The organism is Candidatus Baltobacteraceae bacterium, assembly GCA_035502855.1.
Classification (GTDB): Bacteria; Vulcanimicrobiota; Vulcanimicrobiia; order Vulcanimicrobiales; family Vulcanimicrobiaceae; genus Aquilonibacter.
Genome location: DATJTX010000021.1, coordinates 315374 through 330752, shown reverse-complemented (window position 1 = coordinate 330752; position 15379 = coordinate 315374). Strand labels below are relative to the sequence as shown.

Genomic DNA, 15379 nt, shown 5'->3' with positions numbered 1-15379 from the left:
GGGCAAGGGCATTTTCCGGTGCGGGTCTTCGTTGCATCCTCGGTCACAGAGCGCGTTGCTATGCTCCCTCGGATGCGCCTCGATTCGCACCGGAAAATGCTCCTTGCGATCGGTACAGCGACTTCTTCAGAGCTTCCCTAGATGTCCGCCGGGGTATCCACGTCACGATAGGGCCACGGCTCCTCGATCGCCACCAGGCGGCGGGTGAGACCGGCCCGGTCGCGTACGCATGCGATCGGCTCGCCGTCGCAAAGCTGTTCGATCAGCGGCCGCGCGCCGGCGGCGAAGACCACCGGATGGCCCGGCGTCCCGTCCGAGCGCACGGGGAAAGCCACGTCGGCGCCGTCGATGGACGCGGCAACGCACGCGACGTCGTGCGGGCCGATCAGCAACAGATCCGCCGGCAACACGGCGATCGCGCTTTCCGGGGCGATCGCCGCATTCGCCAAGCGCAGCGAGTACGACATGCCGCGCTCGGGATGGCGATTCACGATCGTGTGCGGATGCAGCGCTCGCGCGCGCGCCGCGATCGCCGGACTGCACACCAACACCGAGTCGAACGCGCCGCCGGCGCGCACGGCCCGCTCGAGCAGGGTTTCGCCGCCCGGCAAACCGTGAAGAAGTTTGTCCGAGCCGAACCGCCGCGAACGTCCCGCCGCGAGCACGACCACCGTGAGCATCGTTACAAGCGCGCGCCGATCGCGTCTTGCGCCGCCTCGACCAGCGCACCGCTTCCGATCAGCTCGCGTGCGATCGCGATGTCCGGTGCGGGCGAACGATCGGCGCTCCACGGCGCGATACGGCTGCGCGCGCGATCGAACGCCGCCTGCGTTCCGGTTCCGGATCGCAGCGGCCGGCGAAAATCGGTTGCCGCGAGCGCGCCGAGGAGTTCGCAGGCGAGCGCGCCTTCCACGTTGTCGAGTGCGCGCATCAAATTATTGGCTGAGGTCATGCCCATGCTGACATGATCCTCCTGACCGGCTGAGGTCGGAATCGAGTCGACGCTCGAGGGCCAAGCCAGTCCCTTGTTGTCGTTGACCAGAGCGGCCGCGGTGTACTGCACGATCATCAAACCCGATTGCAATCCCGAGCGGCCGGTCAGAAAGAGCGGCAAGCCGCGATCCTCCGCGTTGAGCAGAAGATAGAGCCGGCGTTCGGCGATCGAGGCAAATTCGCAGACCGCGAGCTTGAGAAAATCGATCGCCAGCGCAATCGGCTCACCGTGGAAGTTTCCGCCGGAAAGAAACTCACCGTCGTCCGGAAAGACCAGCGGATTGTCGGTCACCGAATTCGCTTCGATTTGCGTGACCGTGCGCGCGTAATCGATCGCGTCGCGCACCGCGCCGTGAACGACCGGAATGCAACGGAACGAATACGGATCTTGGACGCGTCCGCACTCGCGATGCGACAGCATGATCTCCGAGCCCGCGAGCAACGCGCGCAAATTGGAGGCGACGCGTTCTTGACCGGGATGCGGACGCAAATCGTTCAAGCGCCGGTCGAAAACACGATCCGTACCCAAGAACGCCTCCAGCGAGAGCGCGCCGATGACGTCGGCGGCGGCAGCGAGCCGCAGCGAACGCAAGACGGCAAGCGCGGCGATGCCGGTCATCACCTGCGTGCCGTTGATGAGCGCGAGACCTTCCTTCGGCCCGAGCGTTACCGGCCGCAAGCCCGCGCGTTCGAGCGCCGCCGCGCTCGGCAACCGCTCGCCTGCGAAACTCGCTTCACCCTCGCCGATAAGCGTCAAACTCATGTGCGCGAGCGGCGCGAGATCGCCGCTGGCGCCGACCGATCCTTGGCACGGCACGACCGGGGTCACGCCCCGATTGAGCAACTCGACCAAGAGATCGAGCGTGTCGAGTTTTATGCCGGAATGACCGGCCGCCAGCGAATTCACCCGCAGCACGCCGGCAGCGCGAACCAGCCGCGCATCGAGCGGCGCACCGGTTCCCGATGCATGAGAACGCACCAAATTCAATTGCAGCGCCGCGGCGTCGGCCGGGTCGATCTGGACGTTCGCCAAACGACCGAAGCCGGTGGTGACGCCGTAGATGGCATCGCCGAGCGCAAAGCGCTCCTCCACGAACGCGCGCGCACGCGCGACGCGTTCGCGCGCAGCGGGGGCAATCGTAACGGAGGCGCCGCCGGCCACCGCCTCGATCGATTCGAGATCGAGATGACGGCCGTCGAGCTCGACGCGCCGCTGCGAGACTGTTTGGGACATAGCGGTACACGCCATAGTTCAAAGTGGATAACCGGACGCCTGCCGTGCATAACCGCAAAAAACTTGTGGATAGCGTGTTCATTGCGCGGTTCGCCCGCTTGATGCGCTCTAGCGACGGTGCTACCATCACCTCACTTCGAATTCATCGGAGTGCGACGCACGTATCGGTCGCGATCGGAAGCAATGCGCGTGATGGCTGCGCTGGTAGCCATCCGCCGCGACGATCGAACCGCCGCGGCGTCAGTCGGGCTCTCCCACCCGGGAGCCCGATAGGCGATCGCGGTGCGCGAATACGTCGAGACTCGCCGGCTATACGCCGGCGAGTTTTGTATTGAGGGAATGCCGCCGAAGAGGGAACTGATGCTGAACGGATTTCTCGCCACCTGCCTTCTCGCGCTCGTGCTCGCGCCGGCGCAGCACGGCACGTTCGAACACTACACGTTCGCGCTCACCTGGCAACCGGGTATTTGCGCGACCGACGGCGGCTGCCGGCGCGATCAACCGAAGACCCCACTGATCGGCCTCCATGGATTGTGGGCTTCGCGCCCGCGGGATCTCATCGACGAGGGCATCGTCGATCGAGCGTGGTGGTCGAAGGGCTGCGATTTCTACGATCGCGACCGGGAGGCGCCGCCGATCGACGCCGCGCTGCACGCGCAGCTCGAGGCGGTGATGCCGCAGTTCACCCACGACCTCTTGACGCACGAATACGACAAGCACGTTCAATGTTTCGGATTCGATCCCACCCGGTTCTTTCGCACCGAACTCGCCATGCGCGAAGCGGTGGTCTCGAGCTCGTTCGGACGGTATCTGATGCAGCAGGCCGGACACGACGTCAGCCACGCGAGCGTCGTCGATCGATTCGAGGCCGGCTTTGCAACCGGCCGTGGAAGCGCGCTCCAGCTCGAGTGCGGGAAGACCTCGTCCGGCGAAATCGTCCTGACCCAATTCTGGATCACGATCCGTGCAAACGAAATCGACGCGTTCCCACGACCCGTCTCGCTGATGGATACGCCGACCGATCAGGACACGTGTCCCGCGACCTTTCGGATCCCCGCGTGGTAGTCCAAAACCTCCGCGCCGGCGGAATATTTCTCGGCGATTTCCCGGGCAAGCGACGCGATGCGAACGCGTGCGTCCGGCGGCGTGAGTATTTCGGCTTGCGAGCCCCAACCGAGCACCCAGCGCACGAGTTCGTCGACGTCGCTCACGCGATATTCGATCTCGACGCTGCCGTCGTCGAAGCGCTCGGTTTGACGCTCGGCCACCACGCGCGCGGCCAGCGCTGCTTTGGCGACGCGCGATGCGAAGCGCACGCGCACGAGGGTCGTTTCCCCGCCGTGCATCACGCCGCTGATCGAGCCGGCGGCGAACACCTCGACGTCGAAATCGTTCGGTTTGGTGAACGTATGCGCGGTCACGTGCACGTCGGAGATATTGTCGATCGCGAAGACACGCTTGTCGCGTCGCGCGTGATCGTAGGCGACGCAATAGATGCGCCCCAAACTGACGATGAAACCGTACGGATCGGCTTCGCGCGCACTGCGGTTTCCCTCTTTGTCTTGATAGATGAATTGCACGCTGCGCGAGGAACGCTCGGCCGCCGCAAACAGCCCAAAGGCGCGTTCACCGTCTTCGTCGAGCCGCGTTTCGGAGAGCCGGAACGAAACCGGTGAAGGCGCGTCGACCCGTGCCCGCACGGCGGTGCGAGCCGAGCCCAGGAGCTTATCGGTGATCTCGTCGATCGAAGCTCCGATCGCGCCGCCGATCGACGCGCCGAACGAACGGAGCGCGACCAAGCCGAACAGTTCGCCGTTCGAGAGGTCGAGACGTTTGAGGCTGTACCCTTCGGCGAAGCGATAGGCGTTGGCGGCACGGTCGAAATACCAGGGGAAACCGGCGTCGGCCAAGACGGCGAGATAGCGGCGCAGGCTGCGCGTGCTGGGACGCCGTGCGCCTTCCGCGATCCGCTCTTTGAGGCTCTCGAACGAGTGACGCCCCTCGTCGATCGCGCTGAGGAGGCGGACCAGCAGCACGATTTTGGGTTCCGTTGTGCGTTCCACTGATTCCATACTCTAGCGCAGATCGTGACCCCGTGGTGTGCCAACTGCCCGGCCTAGTGCTCAAAATTCTATCAATTCGGAGATCGCTTGGGAAAGCAGCCGTCAGGGGCCGAGATCGGTGGGGCGCCGGGCAGCGGCGGCGTAGCGGTCAAGCCGACCTCGAGCGGATAACTCGAGCTGCCGTCGGTCATCGTGTCGACCTGGAGCTGGTAGCGAGACCCGGGCGCAAGTTCGAAGGCGGCGATCCCGTACCGCTCGCTGCTGTCACGAACGCAGCCGACCTGGTGCAGCACACCGTCGACGAGGAAGCTCGAGCGCACCACTCCGCCGAGCGGGCGTTCGTAGAGATAGACCGTCGCGTTCTGTGCGGTTGGATTCGCAAGCGAAAAGAGCAGCGTCTGGAGGACACCATAGTCGCCGTAATCCGTGCCGCGTCCGCCCGGCACGCGGTTGGGCGGAGCCTGGTTACGGCCGCCGTACTGCGTAATCGCGTCGGGACCGCCGACGCTGTACGCGAGCGAGGTCGTTCCGAAATCATCGATCGAAAAAGCGCCGGTGCGATGGTGGCCGTCGCGCGGAAGCAGCGGGCCGTCAAGTGCGCCCGCAACGTCTTCTCTCTGCGCGAGCGAGAGTACGGTCACCTCGAGAGGACCGCCGGCGAGCACCTGGATATCGACGCTGCCGGCCACGCACTGCTTTGCCGTCATGAGCACGTCGTGCAGTACGAGCGGCTGGGTGATGCCGACCGAAACGACCTCGCCTTCATTGCGCGGCTTCATCTCGAGCATACCTTTGCTCACCGCGTGTCCGACGCTGAGCACGTCGATATTCGGGCCGGCCGACGAGTCGATGACCTGCACCAGCGCCGGAACCCCGGTGGATTGCAAAGCCACCACTAATCGGCGCGGCGGGCCGCCGTCGTCATGGTAGTAGTAGAGCCGCGCCGGATTTGCCGCGCTCACGCTGGTGCGATAGATCACGCCGTCGGCGTCGACGCGTTCGGGGTCGTCGTCGTAGAAGAGCGTCGGCGGCGCAAACGGCTCGACTGCCTCGTTGTCGACGCGCACGCGCGCCGTCGTGCTGACGTCGTAATCGGCGGCATTGCCGCCGATGGCGACGGGGACGTCGAAGGTGAGCTGCGCGTTCGGAAGCGGGGGCACGGGCGTGGTCGCGGGCTGCGCCACGGTCTCGCTCGCGCCGGGCTGCAGGCTCGAGCGCTGCGCGATCGCGTTCTGCACCTGCGACCAGAGCCACGGCCATTGGACGGGCTGGCCGGTCACCGTCAGCGCGAGCCGCGCCGGCGCGACCCCGGCATCGAGCGCCACGCGAACCGGTAGGTCGAACCGGTCGCCGCCGCTATCGCTCAGATGCAGCGTCGTCGTGCCCGTCTGGGCGCCGGCGCGCACCGCGATCACGTCGGTCACCGGATCGACCTGAACGCGCACGAGCGTGTCGGAGGCAACGGAGAGCGTGCCATCAACACCGTCGACCGGCACGAACCGTTGCTGGAAGGGATGGAGCGCGAGCGCGAGAGCCGCTGGGAGCATGTGTTAGAATCAAGTGCCATGCTCGACGTAGCCGTTCCCTCCCGAGTCGCCGCCGACTTGGCGGCATTCGGACGATTCGCTGCCGCCCGCGGCTGGGTGCCGGCAACCGCCGGTAATTTCTCTTCTCGGATCGATGCCGACTATGTAGCGATCACTCGCTCGGGTATCGACAAGGGCAGCATCACCGCGCAGGACGTGATCGCCGTGCCGCTCGCCGGCTCCCTGCCGCCGGGTGTTTCGGCCGAAACGCCGCTGCACGTCGCGCGCTATCGGCGCGGGCCGGCCACCGGCGCGATTCTGCACGTGCACACGGTCGCGGCAACCGTGCTCTCGCGCGCCGACGCGCCGCAGGGCTTCGTCGAGCTCGACGGCTTCGAGATGCACAAAACGGTCGGCTTGCGCACGCACGAGAGCACGCTGCGCCTGCCGATTTTCGCTAACGACCAAGACACAGCGGCGCTGGCCGAACGCATCGAGTCGGTTCTCGATGCCGAGCCCGTCGTGCCCGGATACCTGCTGGGCGGACACGGGTTGTATGCTTGGGGTGCGACAATGGTCGATGCGCAGCGCCACCTGGAAGGCCTAGAGTTTTTGCTTGCGTGTTCCTTAGAGGAACGGAGGTTACGCCGATGACGATGACTGCGACGACGACGCTTCGCATTTTCGAGCAAGCCAATCCCGGCGAACTCGTGCTCGATACGACCGACGGAGAGCGGATCGCACAGGAGCTGCGCGCGGTCGGCGTCCGCTTCGAGCGCTGGGCCGCCGACGCCGAGTTGCCCAAGGGTGCGGATCAGCAGACCGTGCTCGACGCCTATCGCAGCTCGATCGACAAACTGGTCGCGCAGTGCGGCTATCAGTCGATGGACGTGCTGCGCCTGGAACGCGGTACACCGAACACCGAACCGATTCGCAACAAGTTTCTGAACGAGCACCAGCACTCCGAAGACGAAGTGCGCTTCTTCGTAGAAGGGCGCGGCGCGTTCTATCTTCATCTGAACGGCCGCGTCTATCAGACGATTTGCGTCAAGGGCGATCTGATCGGCGTCCCCGCCGGTACGAAGCATTGGTTCGACATGGGATCGGATCCCGAGTTCACCGCGATTCGCCTCTTCGACAATCAAGAAGGCTGGGTCGCCAACTTCACCGGCGATCCGATTGCGGAAAATTTCCCCAAGCTCGATTAACCTCGGAATGCGCTTCCGCGCTCGAGTCGCGCTGATCGATATCGAAGGAACGGTCGGCTCGATCGCGTTCGTGCGCGACGTACTCTTTCCGTATGCGTCGGCACGCATCGACGCGTACGTCCGCGAGCACGAATCCGATCCGGCGGTGCGCGAGATCCTCGACCAAACCGCGCGCGAGACCGGCGTGGAGCGCGGCGATCTTCCCGCGCTGCTGCGGGCACTCCACGATTGGTCGGACCGCGACGTCAAAGTTACGCCGCTCAAGCAGCTGCAAGGGTTGATCTGGGTGGAAGGCTTTGAATCGAGCGGATTGCGCGGCCACCTCTATCCCGACGCGATCGATGCCCTGCGCCGCTTCCACGATGCCGGCGCATCACTCTACATCTACTCCTCGGGATCCGTCGCGGCGCAGAAACTGCTCTTCGGGCACAGCGTCGCCGGCGACTTGCTTGCGCTCTTTTCCGGATTTTACGACACGACGATCGGCGGCAAGCGCGAAGCGCGGTCGTACGAACGCATCGTGAACGAGATCGGTGTTGCGCCGAGCGAGGTGATCTTCTTCTCCGACAACGTCGCCGAACTCGACGCCGCCCGCGCGGCCGGCGTACAAACCGTGCAGCTCGCCCGGCCCGAAGACGAAACGGTTCCCACGACCGCTCATCCGAGCACCGCTTCATTCGAACGCGTCGAGTTGACGACATGAGCGACGCCAAACGCTACTACGAAGATTTTGAGGTCGGCGACGTTCGCGAGACCGGGCGCTATCGCATCAGCGAGGAGGAGGGGCTCGCATTCGCGCGCGCCTACGATCCGCAGTCCTTTCATCTCGACGCCAAAGCGGCCGAATCGAGCTTTTTCAAGAAGCTCGTGATCAGCGGCTGGCAAACCGCGGCAATCTCGATGCGCCTGCTGGTCGACGCGCGCAAGGGCCAGGAGAGCCCGATTATCGGAACCGGTATCGACGAGCTGCGCTGGACCTTTCCGGTCGCTCCGGGCGACGAACTGCACGTCCGCAGCGAGGTGATCGAAAAAGCACCCTGGCCCGGCGGAAAACGCCGCGGCATCATCCGATTTCGGAATGAAACGATCAATCAAGACGACGTCGTGGTAATGACCTACATCGCAAACGCGGTCGCCCCGATGCGCGACTAGCGGCGCTCACGCCGTCATCGAGGCGATCACCTCGTTTTGGTGATCGATACGGTCGGCGAGCAGGCGCACGATTGCCGCATGGAAAGCCATTGCCGCCGTCGGATCGGCGGTTTCGATTCCATGCAGACCCTCGCGCCCGAGCGCATAGACGACCGTGGCAGTCTCGGCCACGACGGTGGCGTCGCGCGGCATGTTCCGATAGAGGCCCATCTCTCCGAGCGTCGTTTGCGTCCCGAGGCTGCGTATGCGGATGCGGCAATCGTCGATGAGCACGGCAAGCCGTCCTGAATGGACGAAGAACATGCGGTCGGAGCTCTCGCCCTGCGCGCAGAGCACGTCACCGGTCGACAATTCAATGCGCTCGACCCGATCGCCGATCAGTTTCGCGAGCGACGAGCCGTACCGGGTGGTAAGCCACGATTCCAAGCCGGCCGCCTCCTCCAGGTGCGCACCGAAGATGTGCAGCAATTGCGCCTCGCAGAATTCTAGTGCGAGATCGAGGTCGGCGAAGTCGGGCGGGCCGACATGGCTTTCAAATGACGCGTTCCAACGGAGAGCGACTTGCGGCCCCATCGAGCAAACCATGAACCGCACGCGATCCGCATCGACATTGCGAGCGAGCTTGATGAACGCCGCCACTGCGGACGAATCGATGCCGGTTACGCCGCCGAAATCGGCAACGATCCAGACGGCGCCGTCGGACGCACGCGCGCACTCGAGCAACTCTCGATAGAGACGATCGGCGGTGCCGAAGAACACGAAGCCGCGCAGACGAAAAATCCGGATGCGATCGCCGTGCAGCGCGAGCACTTCGGATTCGCGCTGCGATCGCTGCAGGCTCGAGCGGATAACCGCTCCCGACCAGCGGTGCTGCACGGCATCGACGCGCCCATATCGTACCGCGAAGGTGATGCAGCCGATGGCGAGCCCGACGATGATGCCCGGAATGAAGCCGAGCCAGACGATGACGATCACGATCGCCCACAACGTCAGGTGATCCCCGGTCGATCGGGCGCCGCGCTTCTGTATGAGCCACCGGTACGCAACACCGCCGCCCAGCGCCATCAATAGCGCTGCCGGTGCGAAAACCGGCAGGAACTCAATCAATCGCCACGGGCCCACGATCATGGCCGCGATCGCGACCACGGCTACGACCACGCCGATCGAGCGATCGCGCACACCGAGCGCGTGATTCATCGACGTGCGCGCAAATGAAACGTACGCGACCATCCCGCCGAGCAGCGATGCTGCCACGTTCGCCCATCCCGTAACACGCAGCTCGCGATCGAGATCGACATCTTTTCCGGTGAGCAGTTCGAGTCCCGTTTCATTGAATAACAGCGTTGCCGCCGAGACGATCGCGATCACGAACATCGCCGGAACGCTCGTCAGCGTGGCGTGAAGGTCGATCGGCGCATGCACCGACCAACCGTAAAACGGCGCCGCCGTCGCGGGCATGCTGAAGAACCACCCGGCACCGCGCAACTGCACCAGCGAAAGGTGCAGTATCGGGATAGCGGCTAGCGCCGCAACGATCGCGGCGAGAAACGTCATAGGGATTGCGACCGCGCCGAAGCGTCGTGACAGGAGCACGAGCAGGATTGCGAGCGCGACGGCAAACCCAAACTGCGCCGGCACCGGCTCTTCAAATAGCCCTCGCGCGGCAGCAAGCCCTAAAGGATGTCCGGTGAGCACGCGGAGGGAACCGAGCAATACCAGCACGCCCGATGCCGCATTGAATCCGCCGACCATCGGCTCGGGGATGAAGCGGATGACCCGGGAGGTTCGCGTCGAGCCGAGCACGATCAAGACCAGCCCGGTCACCAGCGTCGCAAGCGCGATGATCGTGAGCATCGTCGGCACGCGTTTCGCCGGAGCGACGACGGCGAGCGCCGACGCGACGAGGATCAACACCGCGGTCGGATTGTTATCCGGCCCCGCCATGGCAATCGGAAATTCGCTGAAGAACGCAATGACGAGGCCGCCGACAGCGACTGCAGCCAACGCGGAAAAGACACCGTATCCAAGCCCGGCGCGCAGGTCACCGGAGAAGATCAGCGCCGCGAAAGACAGCGCGTACGCGAGCGCGAGAGCAACAGCGACCAGAGCATGAAGCCCGCGCTCGATCGTCAGACGAGTTTGCAACTCGCTGATCCTTTCGAGAGCACGATTATGAATCTTGCTTGCCTACTTCTCCGAGTCGAGCATCGCCATTTGCGCGCCGGCGTAACGCTCGCCGGCAACCGCGTCAGCCGGAATTGCCTCCGCGATCGCGCGCAGGTCGTCAGCCGTGAGCTCCACCTCGAGCGCGGCGAGCGATTCTTCCAGCCGTTCGACCCGGCGCGCGCCGACCAGCGGCACGATGTCCTCTCCGCGCGCCAGCACCCATGCGATCGCAAGCTGCGCCGGCGTGATGCCGCGCTCTGCCGCAAGCACCGCCAGCCGCTGCACCAGCTGCAGGTTGCGGCCGAGATTCTCGCCGGCGAAGCGCGGGCTGTAGGCGCGAAAATCGTTCGCCGGGAGCGCGCGATCCGCGTTCCAATGACCGCTGATCAATCCGCGTGAGAGCACCCCGTACGCGGTGATGCCGATTCCAAGCTCGCGAGCGGCGGGCAAGATACGTGCCTCGATGCCGCGCGTCACCACGGCGTATTCGATCTGCAGATCGCAGATCACGTGCACCGCGCTCGCGCGGCGCAGCGTATCGGCGCCGGCTTCGGAGAGCCCAACGTGACGAACGTAGCCGCGTTCGACCATCTCGGCGATCGCGCCGACGGTCTCCTCGATCGGCACGTTCGGATCGACGCGCGCGGGACGATAGATATCGATGTAATCAGTCTCGAGGCGACGCAGCGAGTACGCGAGCGCGGTCTTGACCGCTTGCGGCCGAGCGTCGTAACCGAGCCAGGCTCCGTCGGGTCCACGCTGCGCACCGAATTTGACGCTGATCACGACGTCCTCGCGTCGGCGTCCGCGCAGCGCTTGCGCGATCAGCATCTCGTTGTGTCCCATGCCGTAGAAGTCGCCGGTGTCGAGCAGATTGACGCCGTGCTCGAGCGCGCGCGCGATCGTGGCCAAACTCTCCGCGCGGTCGCTCGGACCGTAGACGTCCGACATGCCCATGCATCCCAGACCAATCGCGCCGACCAGCGGTCCGGTCGCTCCCAAGCGTCGTTGGATCATCACGGCTTCACCTCGTGTTCGAGCAGTGCGTCGATCGCTTCGACGGCTTGGCGATCGCGCTCGTCATACGTTCCCCGCAACACGGTGAAACGATGACCTAGTTGCGTGAGCATCTCGATGAATCGTTCGTACATCCAGTAGCGTTTGTGCTCGCCATCACGGATCTCGTCGGCGACGAAGGGCACGTCCGGATACGTGAGCAGATAGAGCGCGATGCGCGTAGGATCGAGCGGCCAGCGCGTGGGTTCGCGCTCCATGTAGCGTTCGAACCATATCTTCGACGCTAGCGCGTCGGTATCGCACAACAGTACGCGATTGGCACGCCGGGCGGCTTCGTCCTCGCGCCGCTGCTGCTCGAACGCGATATGGACGAATTCGTCGTCGACCCATCGGCCGAGCTTTCCCGAGCGCGCCTTCTCCAGCGTGTATTCACGTCCGTATTCGGCAACCCAAACCGTGCCGTAGTGCGCGGCAAGCCGCTCGCAGAGCCAGCTCTTCCCGGTCGACTCCGAACCGACGACCCCCACCCGCGGCACATAGTACGCGCGCACGCACGGTTCGAGCCAGTCGAGCATCGCAACCGGATCGCGGCGGACCATCGTCCCGGTGACGGGCACCATCGCGCGCTCGCGGTCGACCATGTAGTGGCTTGCTCCCAGCGCACGTGCGAGCGCCTCGCCGTAATGCTCCGAGCTGAAGAAGACGTCGATCGCCTCGTTACCGAGGAACGCACGAATCCACTGCGCCTCTTCATCGGTCTGTTCGGCCGAGATCGCGGGATCGTCGGGAATAACTCGCACGTCGGCGCCGGGATGGATCTCGCGCAGCCAGTGGGCGCGCAGCGCCGCCGGCACCGTCTGCCGTGCGTAGTCCACGACCAGCACGATCAAACGATCGCACCGCGCGCGCGCCGTGTCGATCAACAGGGCGTGCCCGCGGTGCGGCGGGTCGAACTTGCCGGCCGCGAGGCCGGTCGTCATGCGTGGGCGGGTTCGCTCGGTTCCGCCGGGAGTTCGATCGACGGAATCTTCGAGAACTTCAACTTCTCGGGATCGTCGGAATCGACATCGGCCAGCACGTGATCGCCGGCGACGAAGGTTCCCTTGAGCATCTCCTCGGCCAGCTCATCCTCGACGTTGCGTTGAATCGCGCGACGCAGCGGACGCGCGCCGAACTGCGGGTCCCAGCCCTTCTTCGCGAGCAACGTCTTCGCCGCGTCGGTAACCTTGAGATGCATGTCTTGCGCGCGAACCTCGCGCAGCACTTTCTCCAGTTCGAGTCCGACGATCTCTTCGATCTGCGCTTTGCTGAGCTGATGGAAGACGACGACCTCGTCGACGCGATTGAGGAACTCGGGCCGGAAGGTGTGCTTGACCTCCTCGAGCACCTTGTTCTTCATCCGTTCGTAGCCCTTGGTCTCGTCGTCCTCGCTGCCTTTTTGCGGCCGGAACCCGATGTCGGTCGTCGTTTGCATTCCTGCCGCACCGACGTTCGAGGTCATGATGATCACGGTGTTTTTGAAATCGACCTGGCGCCCTTGAGAATCGGTCAGGCGGCCGTCGTCGAGCACTTGCAGCAGCAGGTTGAAGACGTCGGGGTGCGCCTTTTCGATTTCATCGAGCAGCACGACCGAGTACGGACGGCGGCGCACCGCTTCGGTGAGCTGGCCGCCTTCCTCATAGCCGACGTATCCCGGAGGTGCGCCGACCAGGCGCGAGACCGAATACTTCTCCATGTACTCCGACATGTCGATGCGGATCATCGACTCTTCGTCGTCGAACATGAACTCGGCCAGGCTTCGCGCGACCTCGGTTTTGCCGACGCCGGTCGGGCCGAGAAAGAGAAACGAGCCGATCGGACGATTCGGGTTTTTCAACCCCGCGCGGGAGCGCCGGATCGCTCGCGTGATCACGTTGATTCCTTCGTCCTGACCGACGATGCGCTCGTGCAGCTTCGCGCCCATGTTGAGCAGTTTTTCGGTCTCGGCTTGGGCGAGACGGCTGACCGGAATCTTGGTCCACGACGAGACGATCTCGGCGACGTTTTCCTCGGTGACGCGCAAGGGCTTATCGGCGTTCTGCGCTTTCTTCTCTTGCCACTCGCCCTCGAGGCGCGACTTCTCCAGCCGCAGCTTCTCCTCGCGATCGCGAATCGAAGCAGCCTTCTCGAACTCCTGGTTCTTGACGACCGATTCTTTCTCGGCGATCACGCGGCGCAGTTGCGCGTCGACCTCGCGAATCTCCGCCGGCGGCAACGTGGCCTGCAGGCGCACGCGCGAGCTGGCTTCGTCGATCAGGTCGACGGCCTTGTCGGGCAGGAAGCGATCGGTGATGTAGCGGTCCGAAAGCTTTGCCGCCGCTGCCAACGCCTGGTCGGTGATTTGCACCTTGTGATGGGCTTCGTAACGATCGCGCAGGCCCATCAGGATCTCGACCGTCTCTTCGACCGACGGCTCGCCGACCATGACCGGCTGGAAGCGCCGCTCGAGCGCCGAGTCCTTCTCGATGTGCTTGCGAAATTCGTTGAGCGTGGTCGCGCCGATGCACTGCAGTTCGCCGCGCGCGAGCGCAGGTTTGATGATGTTGCTTGCATCGATCGCGCCCTCGGCTGCGCCGGCGCCCACCAGCGTGTGCAACTCGTCGATGAACAGGATGATCTCGCCCGCCGCGCCGCGGATTTCGTCCATGACGCGCTTCATCCGCTCTTCGAATTCACCGCGGTACTTCGTTCCGGCAACGAGTCCCGCCAGATCGAGCGTGATCACGCGCCGCTCGCGCAGCGGCTCGGGAATATCGCCCTTGATGACGCGCTGTGCCAGACCTTCGGCGATCGCGGTCTTACCGACGCCCGGTTCGCCGATCAACGCCGGATTGTTCTTGGTGCGCCGCGAGAGAATTTGAATCACGCGCTCGATCTCGTTGTTTCGTCCGATCACGGGATCGAGTTTGTTCTCGCGCGCGAGCTGCGTGAGATCGCGGCCGTACGCATCGAGCGTCGGCGTCTTGCTCTTGCCCTTGGGCGCGGGCGGCTGGCCTTCGGCGCCGAGCAGCGATGTGGTTTGCACGCGCACTTTGGCCGGGTCGACGCCAAGGTTGGTCAGCACCCGCGCGGCCACGCCCTCGCCCTCGCGGATCAGGCCGAGCAACAGATGCTCCGTGCCGATGTAGTTGTGGTTGAGCTGGCGCGCCTCTTCGAAGGCAAGTTCGATCACGCGCTTCGCGCGCGGCGTGAAGACCATCTCTTGCTGCACGGTTTGACCGCCGCGCCCGACGATGGCTTCCACCTCTTGCCGCACCTTGGCCAGATTGACGCCAAGCGACTCGAGAACTTTTGCGGCCAGGCTTTCGCCTTCCGAGATGATACCGAGCAGGATGTGCTCGGTACCGATGTAGTTGTTCCCCAAGCGCTGCGCTTCTTCTTGAGCCAGCACGATGCTGCGTCTCGCGCGCTCGGTGAACGGTTCCCACATTGACATTGCTTGGCTTTTCCTCCGGGAAATCGGGCCTTGCGCCCCGCGCAAGTATTTTACTCTAACGCTACCCATCGACGACGGGTTTCGTGACGCCCTTTACTCTTTTGTATCGGGCGGTACGCCCCCGCATCGCTCCGGGCCTCGGCCGAGCCGCAGGATGCGGCTGGAGGTCCGCAGCGCCGGATGCGCGGTCGGCCGTAGGCCGAGCGGACCGTCCTGTATTAAGATGAGAAGTATGCCGACGACCGATCAAATCCGTACCGCCCTGGCCGACGTGAAGGACCCCGAGCTGAACTTGGGGATCCTGGAGCTTGGCTTGGTTTACGACGTAAGCGTGGAAGGGGACGCCGGGGAGTACGTGAGCGTCGTCATGACGCTAACCTCGCCGATGTGCCCGGTCGGTCCGATGTTCAAGAAGTCGGTCGAGGACCACGTCCTTGCGGTCGAGGGGGTCAAGGGAGCGACCATCGATATTACCTTCTCGCCGCCCTGGGATCCGGCGACCATGGCGTCGGACGACGTCAAAGCGATGCTGGGGATTTGGTAGG

Annotated in this window: 14 protein-coding genes; 6 read left to right on the top strand and 8 right to left on the bottom strand. The window is 64.5% G+C overall.

Going from position 1 to position 15379, the window contains the following annotated elements; translation table 11 throughout:
* Positions 1-137 precede the first annotated feature (137 nt).
* Together VMF11_07860 and hutH are read right to left on the bottom strand one after the other, a co-directional pair.
* On the bottom strand, positions 138-680 hold the full coding sequence (locus VMF11_07860; protein ID HTU70224.1) for an NTP transferase domain-containing protein: 543 nt from the start codon (positions 678-680) through the stop codon (positions 138-140).
* A 2-nt stretch (positions 681-682) separates the two neighbouring features.
* A complete protein-coding gene (hutH, locus tag VMF11_07855; protein HTU70223.1) occupies positions 683-2227 on the bottom strand; it encodes a histidine ammonia-lyase in 1545 nt (514 codons plus the stop codon).
* Positions 2228-2587: 360 nt separating this feature from the next.
* On the opposite strand from hutH, the gene VMF11_07850 reads away from it, so the two are divergent.
* Entirely contained in the window at positions 2588-3292 is a 705-nt protein-coding gene (locus tag VMF11_07850; GenBank protein ID HTU70222.1) for a hypothetical protein, read from the top strand.
* Here VMF11_07850 and VMF11_07845 read toward each other — a convergent pair.
* Both VMF11_07845 and VMF11_07840 read right to left on the bottom strand, forming a co-directional pair.
* Positions 3250-4290 carry a WYL domain-containing protein gene (locus tag VMF11_07845; protein ID HTU70221.1) on the bottom strand — a complete coding sequence of 347 codons (1041 nt, stop codon included), beginning with the start codon at positions 4288-4290 and terminating at the stop codon, positions 3250-3252. The two genes, VMF11_07850 and VMF11_07845, sit on opposite strands and share 43 nt — an antisense overlap.
* A gap of 71 nt (positions 4291-4361) precedes the next feature.
* Positions 4362-5837: a hypothetical protein gene (locus VMF11_07840; GenBank protein ID HTU70220.1), complete on the bottom strand. Its 1476-nt coding sequence runs from the start codon at positions 5835-5837 to the stop codon at positions 4362-4364.
* 18 nt (positions 5838-5855) lie between these two features.
* On the opposite strand from VMF11_07840, the gene VMF11_07835 reads away from it, so the two are divergent.
* The 4 genes from VMF11_07835 to VMF11_07820 are packed head-to-tail and all read left to right on the top strand — an operon-like array spanning position 5856 to position 8176.
* Positions 5856-6470, top strand: coding sequence for a methylthioribulose 1-phosphate dehydratase (locus tag VMF11_07835; GenBank protein HTU70219.1), 615 nt, complete (start codon positions 5856-5858; stop codon positions 6468-6470).
* On the top strand, positions 6467-7024 hold the full coding sequence (locus VMF11_07830) for a hypothetical protein (GenBank protein HTU70218.1): 558 nt from the start codon (positions 6467-6469) through the stop codon (positions 7022-7024). Before VMF11_07835 ends, VMF11_07830 begins: the two co-directional genes overlap by 4 nt.
* A gap of 7 nt (positions 7025-7031) precedes the next feature.
* A complete protein-coding gene (mtnC, locus tag VMF11_07825) occupies positions 7032-7727 on the top strand; it encodes an acireductone synthase (protein ID HTU70217.1) in 696 nt (231 codons plus the stop codon).
* Positions 7724-8176, top strand: a complete 453-nt coding sequence (locus tag VMF11_07820; GenBank protein ID HTU70216.1) for a MaoC family dehydratase — start codon at positions 7724-7726, stop codon at positions 8174-8176. Before mtnC ends, VMF11_07820 begins: the two co-directional genes overlap by 4 nt.
* Positions 8177-8182: 6 nt before the next feature.
* Here VMF11_07820 and VMF11_07815 read toward each other — a convergent pair whose 3' ends face one another.
* Genes VMF11_07815 through VMF11_07800 form a run of 4 tightly spaced genes read right to left on the bottom strand, consistent with a single transcriptional unit; the run spans position 8183 to position 14834 of the window.
* Positions 8183-10321, bottom strand: coding sequence for a SulP family inorganic anion transporter (locus VMF11_07815; GenBank protein HTU70215.1), 2139 nt, complete (start codon positions 10319-10321; stop codon positions 8183-8185).
* 42 nt (positions 10322-10363) lie between these two features.
* Positions 10364-11359 (bottom strand): aldo/keto reductase, encoded by a 996-nt coding sequence (locus VMF11_07810; protein ID HTU70214.1) that lies wholly within the window; start codon positions 11357-11359, stop codon positions 10364-10366.
* Positions 11359-12339 (bottom strand): AAA family ATPase, encoded by a 981-nt coding sequence (locus VMF11_07805; protein HTU70213.1) that lies wholly within the window; start codon positions 12337-12339, stop codon positions 11359-11361. Before VMF11_07805 ends, VMF11_07810 begins: the two co-directional genes overlap by 1 nt.
* Positions 12336-14834: an ATP-dependent Clp protease ATP-binding subunit gene (locus VMF11_07800; protein ID HTU70212.1), complete on the bottom strand. Its 2499-nt coding sequence runs from the start codon at positions 14832-14834 to the stop codon at positions 12336-12338. Before VMF11_07800 ends, VMF11_07805 begins: the two co-directional genes overlap by 4 nt.
* Before the next feature lie 232 nt (positions 14835-15066).
* Between VMF11_07800 and VMF11_07795 the strand changes: the two genes are divergently transcribed.
* Positions 15067-15378 carry a metal-sulfur cluster assembly factor gene (locus VMF11_07795; GenBank protein ID HTU70211.1) on the top strand — a complete coding sequence of 104 codons (312 nt, stop codon included), beginning with the start codon at positions 15067-15069 and terminating at the stop codon, positions 15376-15378.
* The last annotated feature ends 1 nt before the right edge of the window (position 15379 follow it).